Source organism: Limnohabitans sp. Rim8 (assembly GCF_945901735.1).
Classification (GTDB): Bacteria; Pseudomonadota; Gammaproteobacteria; order Burkholderiales; family Burkholderiaceae_C; genus Limnohabitans_A.
On record NZ_CAMDLM010000020.1, the window covers coordinates 67701 to 73876 of the forward strand.

Consider the following 6176-nt stretch of genomic DNA (forward strand, 5'->3'; position numbering starts at 1 on the left):
TGAAATCAAACGCGGTTTTTTAGCGTCAGGGCAAAAGCGGCCAGCACATTAGTTTGCGTGCTGGCAATGTGTTCGCCGAGCATTTGGGCGGCCGTGGCCGCATCGCGCCGCACCACAGCTTTCATCAGGGCGCGGTGCTCAGCGTCTTTCTTTTTGAGCACGGTTCGGTTGCGGGCAGCAAAGTGCCGATAGCGCTCGGCTTGGTCAAACAGGCTCATGCTCCAGGTCAGTTGACGCTTTGAGGGGCAGGCGGCGAGCAGGGACAGGTGAAAGTCCCGGTGGCGTTGGCTCCATTCGGCATCCAGCACGACGGGACCCTGGGGCAGGCGAGACTCTATTTTTTCGAGGCGGTGAAAGCTCGCCACAATGTTCGCTTCCCAAGCGTCATCGCCATGTTGGATCGATTCGTGCAGCGCGGTCACGTCGAGCAGCAATCGCATTTTGGTGATGTCGGCCAGATCGTCGGGCGTCATGGCGGCCACCCTGAAGCCACGACGTTCATCCGCTTTGACCAAGCCCTCTTGCACCAAGCGGTTCAGGGCTTCACGCAGCGGGCTGCTTGAAAAGCCATATTGTTGTTGCAGGGCGTCGACTTTGAGCTTGCTCTCTGGCACATGGCGACCGGACAAAACGTCTACGCGCAAAGCCTGAAAGGCTTGCTCTGAGACGGTGGTGTTGGTGGCTATTTCTTGCATGATTTACAAATTGTGCACAAAAATCAACCAGGACGCACCCTCGCAAACCCCAGTCCAAAGGTAGGCTAAGTGGTTGTTGGCCATGCAGGGGTTGCCCTTGTCGCAGGGCGGCGCAAGCCCTCAGGGCTTATCCTCAGGGTTTATTTGCCGATGCAAAAGCTCGAAAAAATCACGCCCAGTAAATCGTCGGCGCTGAACTCGCCCGTGATCTCATTGAGCGCGTTTTGGCCCAGCCGCAGTTCTTCGGCCAGCAGGTCGAGGTTTTGCGCTTGCGCGGCCAAATGGGTATCGGCCATTTCAAGATGCTCGCGTACTCGGTACAGGGCCTGCACATGCCTTTCGCGAGCAATGAACAGGCCTTCGCTGGCCTGCTGCCAACCGGCTTGTTGCAGCAGTTGCTGGCGCAGGGCTTGCAGGCCCTCACCCGTGCGGGCCGAGAGCGTCAAGCCCGTGCGTTCTTTTGCGCTGCTCGCTGCGTCGGCTTTGTTCCACACATCGATCACGGTGACGCTGGTGGGCAATCGCGTCTTCAAGGCGGCATCGATGTCGGCATCGGCGCTGTCGTAATCGGCTTGGCCTGCACGCGTCAGGTCGTGCAAAAACAGCACCGCGTCGGCGTTCTCAATCTGGCCCCAAGCGCGGGCAATGCCGATTTGCTCGACTTCGTCCACACCTTCGCCTTCACGCAGACCGGCGGTGTCGATCACATGCAGCGGCACGCCTTCGATCTGGATGGTTTGCTGCACCACATCACGCGTGGTGCCCGCAATCGGCGTGACGATGGCCAGCTCGGCTCCGGCCAGTGCGTTGAGCAGCGAACTCTTGCCTGCATTGGGCTGGCCTGCGATCACCACCTTGATGCCCTCGCGCAGCAAGGCGCCTTGTTTGGCTCGGCCCAACACCCTTTGCAGTGCGGTTTGCAGGCGCGTCAGTTGACCTGGTGCATCGGCCTTTTGCAAAAAGTCGATCTCTTCTTCCGGGAAGTCCAGCGTGGCCTCCACCAACATGCGCAGGTGGATCAGCGCATCGCGCAGCACATGGATCTCTTTGGAAAAGTCGCCCGCCAAGGAGCGGCTGGCGCTGCGTGCTGCGGCTTCGGTGCTGGCATCGATCAGGTCGGCAATCGCCTCGGCTTGTGCCAGGTCGATCTTGTCGTTTAAAAAAGCGCGCTCCGAAAATTCGCCCGGCTGCGCCACGCGCAAACCCGCCAACCGCGGCTGGCCCGTGACGGGATCGGTCTCAGCCGCCGCTTGCAGGCAACGCGCGACCAGCAGCTGCAAGACCACCGGCCCGCCATGCGCTTGCAACTCCAACACGTCTTCACCCGTAAACGAGTGCGGGGCTACGAAATGCAGCGCCAAACCGTGGTCGATTGGACTGCCATCGGCATCGGCAAAAGGCAGGTAGGTGGCTTCTCGGGCTTTCAGCTGACGCCCGCAGAGTGCCTGAATCAGCGACGACAGCTTGCGGCCCGACACCCGCACAATGCCCACCGCGCCGCGACCGGGTGCGGTGGCGATGGCGACGATGGGTTCTTGGTGGCGTGCGAGCATGGTGGCGATGAGCGAGGTGAAGCAAAAAAAGGCCGCTTGCGCGGCCCTTTGAATGGATGGGGATTTACTTGAACTTGGGCAGGTTGAACTGCGGCGGCACGCCCATGCGGGTGTTGATCATCCACTGCTGGGCGATCGACAGGATGTTGTTCGTGATCCAGTACAGCACCAGGCCCGCCGGGAAGAAGAAGAACATCACCGAGAAGATCAGCGGCATGAACCACATCAGCTTGGCTTGCATCGGATCGGGTGGTGCGGGGTTGAGCGCGGTCTGCAGCAAAGTGGTCAAGGTCATGACGATAGGCAACAAACCTATAGGCATATCAATACCAGGTATCGTTCCAAACAAGGTATCTGGTGCAGACAAATCATGGATCCAGCCGATCCAGGGCGCGTTGCGCATCTCGACACTGGACAGCAACACCCAATACAGCGCAATGAACACCGGGATCTGAACCATGATCGGGAAGCAGCCGCCCATGGGGTTGACCTTTTCCTCGCGATAAATCCTCATCATCTCCTGCTGCATTTTTTGCGGATCGTTTTTCAGGCGTTCGCGCATCTCCATGATCTTGGGGTTGATGGCTTTCATCTTGGCCATGCTGGAATAGGCCTTGGCGTTGAGCCAATAGAAAGCAATCTTGATCAGCAGCACCAAGGCGACGATGGACCAACCCCAGTTGTTCAGCACGCTGTGCAGTTGGTCCAGCAGCCAATACAAAGGCTTGGACAGCATGGCCAGCCAGCCGTAGTCCTTCACCAAGTCCAGGCCGGGCGACAGGGCCTCCAGTACTTTTTCTTCTTGGGGGCCACTGTAGAGCTTGGAATTAACTACCTTACTCGCGCCTGGCGAGATCGAATCAATCGGGGTAATCATTGTTACTCGGTAGCAGCAATCACCAAGAGATGAGCCAATATCGACCCCCTCCAAAGACAGCGCTCGTTGCACGCCATCAGGCAAGATCCATGCGCTGACAAAATAATGCTGCACCATTGCTATGTAGCCGTTAACGCTGGACTTTTCGTACTCGGCGCTTTTTTTCTTGATTTCGCTGAATTCCACTTTCTGGTATTTCTTGGCATCGGTGTAGACGGCCGGTCCGGTGAATGTAAAGTAGAAAGACGATTCGCCTTCAGGCTTGTTCCCGTCACGCACCAGCTGCATGTAAAGCTGCGGCGACACGCTGGCCTGTCCGTTGTTCACCACCTCGTGCTTGACATCAATCACATAGCTACCTCGTTTGAGCGTGTAGGTCTTGACGAGCTTGACGCCATTCATTTCAGCCGATTCGAAACGCAAGGCCAGTTCGTTTTGTCCCGCTTTGAGGCTGCGCTCGCCGCTGAAGGCCATGGGGGCTTTGTGATTTGGGAAATGACCACCGATCAGGCCAGTCTGCGCCAAGTAAACGCGGCTATTGCTTTGGTCCATCAACACCATGTTCTTTTTCGGGTCCACCATGTCACGGTGCTGGGTGAATTCAGTCCGCACCAGCGAGCCACCTTCGTCAAAACTTAGCTTTAATAAGTCGGTTTCCACCTCGATTTTCTCGCGCAAGGCAGCCGAAACTGCAGGTGCAGAACTTGGCACCTGAACCGGCGTTGCTGTCACTGCGGCAGACGTTGTAGGCACAGCATTGGCTTGGGCCGCCGCTGCAGGCGTAGGCGCAGATACAGACGAAGACGAAGACGCAGGTGCAGATGCCGTGGCGGCCACTTCGGGCTTGGGGAAAAACGTGGCCTTTTTGCCGTTGTGCAGCTGCCATTGGTCCCACAGCAAGACCATGGAAAAACCAAAAATCACCCAAAGGATGGTGCGGCGGATATCAGTCATGGGGTCTTCTTTGACGAACGAGGAGGAAACAAAGCAGAGAACAAGCGGGGCGCTTGCGAGGGAACAGGGTCGTGACCACCGGCACACCAAGGGCCGCAACGAACCATGCGGTGAACCGTCAAATAAGCGCCTTGGGCGGCGCCATGCTGCGCCAAAGCTTGCAAAGCGTAAACCGAACAAGTGGGCTCAAACCGGCAGGACGATCCCAGCCAAGAGCTCAACAGCAAGCGGTAGCCGCGCACCACACCCATCAATAAACGCTGCACGATCATGCGCGAACCTCGGTGGTTTGTGGCCGAACGGCACGCTCGAACAATTGCTCAAGCTCTTGCCTCACGGCCAGCTTCAAGGGATCAGATGTGGCGCTGATGAATTGCTTGCGGTCAAATGTGGTGCGCAAACGAACCACATGGGCCGCCACAGGCAGGCGATCACCAAAGTGTTCGCTCACGTTGTAGATCTGGCGTTTGATGGCGTTGCGGGTCACCGCCCGCCGCGCCCAGCGTTTGGGCACCATGGCGCCCAGCCAAACGTCAAACAAGCCAAAAAGGGCCTGCTCCGGTGAGGGTGCAGGCCCAATGTGTTCAGCAGGCGCCGAGGGAGTGTCTGCGGGTCGGGTCAGTGTCAGGCGATGCAACGCAAAGTGCGTTGTGCGCGAGACTGTCCCACCCGCCAGGGCGGCCTGAAACTGTGGGCGTGTTTTTAAACGCTGCACCATGGCCAAACCCTGAGATCAACCGGCTGCCGTGACGCCAGGCCACGGCCACACGGTCGAAAAGGCATTAGACAGCCAAACGCTTGCGGCCCTTGGCGCGGCGTGCATTGATCACGGCGCGACCGCCACGGGTCTTCATGCGAACCAGAAAGCCGTGGGTACGGGCGCGGCGTGTCTTGGAGGGTTGATAGGTGCGTTTCATAATTCTTCCTTTGTGCCCAGGGGCCTTAATCAGCTTTGGGCGAAACCCAAGATTATCGCAAACTTTCGCCACCCCGGCAAATCAACTGTATTTTCTCCCATCAGGGTGAGCCCGGGGTTCAATCGGATCGATGTGGTTTATGATCGCCCTCCCGGCCCGAATCGGCATGTGGATAAGCTCTTGATAAAGCCGTCCATTGCGCCATCCCAAACCCTCACTGTCCACAATAAAAGCACTACATGCCCGAGGGAATCACCCCAGAATTTCAGATGGATGCTGGTCAATTGCTGTGGCAAGCTTGCGTCGAAGAGCTTGCCCGAGAATTGCCCGAACAGCAGTTCAACACTTGGATCAAACCGCTCAGCGCACAGGTTTCAGAAGACCAGCTGAGCGTCACTTTGTTTGTCGCCAACCGCTTCAAACTCGACTGGGTGCGCGCCCAATACGCCAGCCGTCTGGCCGCTTTGCTGGAAAATCTGCAAGGCCATTCAGTCAAGATTGAGTTAGCAATCACTCCGCGGGAAGGCGGCATCAGGCCCACAAAAGCCTCCACCCCTTCGTCCATGGAAGCGGTGACCGAGGCCGCCCCCGCGCCCGAAGAAGCAGTGGCCAACACCTTCCGCAACCGCCTCAACAGCGCGCTGAATTTTGACAACCTGGTCGAGGGCACCGCCAACCGCATGGCGCGCGCTGCGGCCATGCACGTCTCGGGCTCGCCTGGGCAGCTCTACAACCCCTTGTTCGTCTATGGCGGCGTGGGTTTGGGCAAGACCCACCTGATGCACGCCATCGGCAACAAGCTGCTGGCCGACCGGCCTGAAGCCAAGGTTTTGTACATTCATGCTGAACAGTTTGTGTCGGATGTGGTTAAAGCCTACCAACGCAAGACTTTTGACGAGTTCAAACACCACTACCACTCGCTCGATTTGCTGCTGATCGACGATGTCCAGTTCTTTGCCAACAAGGACCGCACGCAAGAAGAGTTTTTCAACGCCTTCGAGGCCCTGTTGGCCAAAAAATCGCACATCGTGATGACCAGCGACACCTACCCCAAGGGCCTGGCCGACATCCACGAGCGCCTGGTCTCGCGCTTTGACTCGGGCCTGACGGTGGCCATGGAGCCGCCCGAACTCGAGATGCGGGTGGCCATTTTGATCAACAAGGCCATCAGCGAAGGCAG

The 6176-nt window shown here is 58.0% G+C and carries 7 protein-coding genes; 1 reads left to right on the plus strand and 6 read right to left on the minus strand.

Annotation, left to right across the window (positions count from 1 at the left end):
• Positions 1–5 precede the first annotated feature (5 nt).
• The 6 genes from Q0O99_RS11215 to rpmH form a co-directional block, all read right to left on the minus strand.
• Positions 6–695, minus strand: a complete 690-nt coding sequence (locus Q0O99_RS11215) for a GntR family transcriptional regulator (protein ID WP_293751405.1) — start codon at positions 693–695, stop codon at positions 6–8.
• A 140-nt stretch (positions 696–835) separates the two neighbouring features.
• Entirely contained in the window at positions 836–2248 is a 1413-nt protein-coding gene (mnmE, locus tag Q0O99_RS11220; protein ID WP_293751407.1) for a tRNA uridine-5-carboxymethylaminomethyl(34) synthesis GTPase MnmE, read from the minus strand.
• 64 nt (positions 2249–2312) lie between these two features.
• Entirely contained in the window at positions 2313–4079 is a 1767-nt protein-coding gene (gene yidC, locus Q0O99_RS11225; RefSeq protein ID WP_293751409.1) for a membrane protein insertase YidC, read from the minus strand.
• Positions 4076–4348: a membrane protein insertion efficiency factor YidD gene (yidD, locus tag Q0O99_RS11230; RefSeq protein WP_293751509.1), complete on the minus strand. Its 273-nt coding sequence runs from the start codon at positions 4346–4348 to the stop codon at positions 4076–4078. Before yidD ends, yidC begins: the two co-directional genes overlap by 4 nt.
• Entirely contained in the window at positions 4348–4794 is a 447-nt protein-coding gene (locus Q0O99_RS11235) for a ribonuclease P protein component (protein WP_293751511.1), read from the minus strand. Before Q0O99_RS11235 ends, yidD begins: the two co-directional genes overlap by 1 nt.
• 67 nt (positions 4795–4861) lie before the next feature.
• Complete coding sequence (rpmH, locus tag Q0O99_RS11240; protein WP_005798102.1) at positions 4862–4996, minus strand: 50S ribosomal protein L34; 135 nt, start codon at positions 4994–4996, stop codon at positions 4862–4864.
• A gap of 239 nt (positions 4997–5235) precedes the next feature.
• Here rpmH and Q0O99_RS11245 point away from each other — a divergent pair.
• Positions 5236–6176 (plus strand): chromosomal replication initiator protein DnaA (locus Q0O99_RS11245; protein ID WP_293751495.1); only part of this gene is annotated, 941 nt, incomplete at its 3' end.

What these genes read in the sequence shown, in the direction of transcription:
- Q0O99_RS11215 (WP_293751405.1), bottom strand. Translation starts at nt 695, where the DNA reads ATGCAAGAAATAGCCACCAACACCACCGTCTCAGAGCAAGCCTTTCAG.
- yidC (WP_293751409.1), bottom strand. Translation starts at nt 4,079, where the DNA reads ATGACTGATATCCGCCGCACCATCCTTTGGGTGATTTTTGGTTTTTCC.
- rpmH (WP_005798102.1), bottom strand. Translation starts at nt 4,996, where the DNA reads ATGAAACGCACCTATCAACCCTCCAAGACACGCCGCGCCCGTACCCAC.
- mnmE (WP_293751407.1), bottom strand. Translation starts at nt 2,248, where the DNA reads ATGCTCGCACGCCACCAAGAACCCATCGTCGCCATCGCCACCGCACCC.